This is a genomic window from Burkholderia sp. E168m23 (genome assembly GCF_016586125.1).
GTDB classification, from domain to species: Bacteria; Pseudomonadota; Gammaproteobacteria; order Burkholderiales; family Burkholderiaceae; genus Burkholderia; species Burkholderia orbicola.
Window position 1 is genome coordinate 1 of record NZ_BCPP01001002.1, and the last position, 2,526, is coordinate 2,526.

Here is a 2,526-nt window from a genome sequence, read left to right on the forward strand (position 1 = left end):
CGGCGAAAGCGGACATTCATACACATCTCCTGGCGACTGGCCCGAAGGCCGGATTGTTATTCGACTGTTGTTTTAATGTGAGCAAACGTTTGCGCCACTCTACCCGGGCAATGGCCATCGATGCTGCTGTCGGTACCACGGAATGGAAGCGAGGCAGACGGCCGACTGCCTGGCGCGTGCTGTCGTTGACGCGCCACCGCCGGCGGGACGCCGGCGGAGTGAAGGCTATGCTGTACCGATTCGCTTCGGCGCGCAACCTGTCTGATCAATATTTAAGGGTTTATTCGGAGCGCGCGAGCGCGCTTCACGACGCGCAAATACGACACTCGCGACGCCGGCGGCGGATCGTCGAAGTGCTTCGTAGCCGGCTTGCCGGTGATGGCGCGGGTCGTTCCGGACAGCGTGATCGCGTCGACGATCGGCACGAAGCCCGGCCGCGTTCGCCGTCGCGATATGTCGTCGACTGTGACGGAACCGGTGATTTGAACGCGCAGCCTTGTGAACGAGGACGACTGCCGATTGTGCGTTTCGCGCCGAGGTTCGGCGTCGCAGGTTGTTCTTGTTTTTCTGTTGGCTGAAAACATCGGCGATCGTCACCTGACGCGACGCACCTTGCGTGTTATCGCATCGGCGGATGCTTCAGCCGTGATGGCGGCAATCCCCTGCCGCCGCCCGGTGCCGTATGCGGCAACGCACACGTGGTGCAAGTCGCGCCATCCGCGGCAACGGCCCGGACGGCGCGCGACACGCTCGGGTCAAATCAAACGGCTTCGCGCAACAGCCCCGCGATTTCCGCTTCGTTCAGGTGCGGCGCGAACATTTCGATCAGCCGGTACGCATACGCACGCAGGAACGCGCCCTTGCGCAGCCCGACCCGCGTCGTGCTCGCCTCGAACAGGTGTTGCGTATCGAGCGCGACGAGCCCCGTGTCGCGCTGCGGATCGTAAGCCATCGCCGCGACCACGCCGATCCCCATCCCGAGTTCGACGTAAGTCTTGATCACGTCCGCGTCGATCGCGGTCAGCACGACGTCGGGCACGGCGCCCGCCTGCGTGAACGCCTGGTCGATGTGCGAACGGCCCGTGAAGTCCTGGTCGTACGTGATGATCGGGTACTCGGCGATTTCCTCGAGCGTCAGGTTCGCGCGGCCGACGAGCGGATGGCCCTTCGGCACGACGACCGTGTGGTGCCACGAATAGCACGGGAACGTGACGATGTCAGGATAGCGGTCGAGCGCCTCGGTCGAGATGCCCAGATCGGCCTCGCCGTTCAGGATCATCTGCGCGATCTGCTGCGGGCTGCCCTGGCGCAGCGCGAGATGCACCTTCGGGAACACGTCGGTGAACTGCCGGATCACCTTCGGCAACGCGTAGCGCGCCTGCGTGTGCGTCGTCGCGACGACGAGATGGCCGCTATCCTGATCGGCGAACTGGCGCGCGACGCGGCGCAGGTTCTCGGCGTCGAGCAGCATCCGCTCGATCAGCTGGTGCACCGCCTTGCCGGGCTCCGTGAGCCCCGTCAGCCGCTTGCCGCGCCGAATGAAGATGTCGACGCCCAGCTCATCTTCCAGATCCTTGATCTGTTTCGACACGCCCGACTGCGACGTGTACAGCACGTTCGCGACTTCCGTCAGGTTCATGTTCTGGCGCACCGCTTCGCGCACGAACCGCAATTGCTGAAAATTCATGGGTATGCCTCTTAGGCTGTCGTTGTTTGATTGTTCAATCGGAGCGAAACCCGCCCTCTGCCCTGCTTTGTCTCGTCAACGCGCGGGAAATACCCGCACGGCGCGCGGTACGGCCGTCGCGCCGTCGCCGACCTGCAGCGACAGCGCCCGCCATGCGTCGCGATCGAGTTCCGCCTCGAGCGCGCCGCCCGCGCGCGCCTCGAGCTCCACCCGCACCGAACCGCCGAGCGGAATCACGCGCCGCACGTCCACCGCGATGCCGTCGCGATGCCCTTCGCCCACCGGCCACAGCTGCAGATCGTGCGGCCGGACGTACGCGTTCGCGGGGCCCGCGAAATCGGCGTCGACCTCGATCGGCGCAGCCGCGCCCTCGGCGACGAAGCCGCGCCCGGCGACCGTGCCCGGCAACCGGTTCGCCGCACCGAGGAACTCGTACACGAACGCGCTTTGCGGATGATCGTAGACGTCCTGCGGGCTGCCGACCTGCTCGACGTGGCCGCGATTCAGCACGACGATGCGATCGGCCACTTCGAGCGCCTCTTCCTGGTCGTGCGTGACGAAGATCGTCGAGATGTGCAGGTCGTCGTGCAGGCGACGCAGCCAGCCGCGCAATTCCTTGCGGACCTTCGCGTCGAGTGCGCCGAACGGTTCGTCTAGCAGCAGCACCTTCGGCTCGACCGCGAGCGCGCGGGCCAGCGCGATGCGCTGGCGCTGGCCGCCCGACAGCTCGGACGGATAGCGCTGCGCGAGCCAGTCGAGCTGCACGAGCTTGAGCAGTTCGTGCACCTTCTCGCGAATCGCGGCTTCCGACGGCCGCTCGCGGCGCGGCTTCACGCGCA

Annotated in this window: 3 protein-coding genes; 1 reads left to right on the forward strand and 2 read right to left on the reverse strand. The window is 65.9% G+C overall.

Features of this window, described 5'->3' with window-relative positions; genetic code table 11:
* Positions 1-578, forward strand: a 578-nt coding sequence (locus JMF90_RS40405) for a hypothetical protein (protein ID WP_236598086.1), incomplete at its 5' end; no start/stop codon positions are given.
* Between the two features lie 182 nt (positions 579-760).
* Here JMF90_RS40405 and JMF90_RS33180 read toward each other — a convergent pair.
* A complete protein-coding gene (locus JMF90_RS33180) occupies positions 761-1,687 on the reverse strand; it encodes a CysB family HTH-type transcriptional regulator (protein ID WP_006476072.1) in 927 nt (308 codons plus the stop codon).
* 75 nt (positions 1,688-1,762) lie between these two features.
* A partial coding sequence (locus JMF90_RS33185; RefSeq protein WP_201326010.1) for a sulfate/molybdate ABC transporter ATP-binding protein occupies positions 1,763-2,526 on the reverse strand: 764 nt, incomplete at its 5' end.

Excerpts from the sequence above, each read along its gene's own strand:
- JMF90_RS33180 (WP_006476072.1), bottom strand. The coding sequence starts at position 1,687 with ATGAATTTTCAGCAATTGCGGTTCGTGCGCGAAGCGGTGCGCCAGAAC.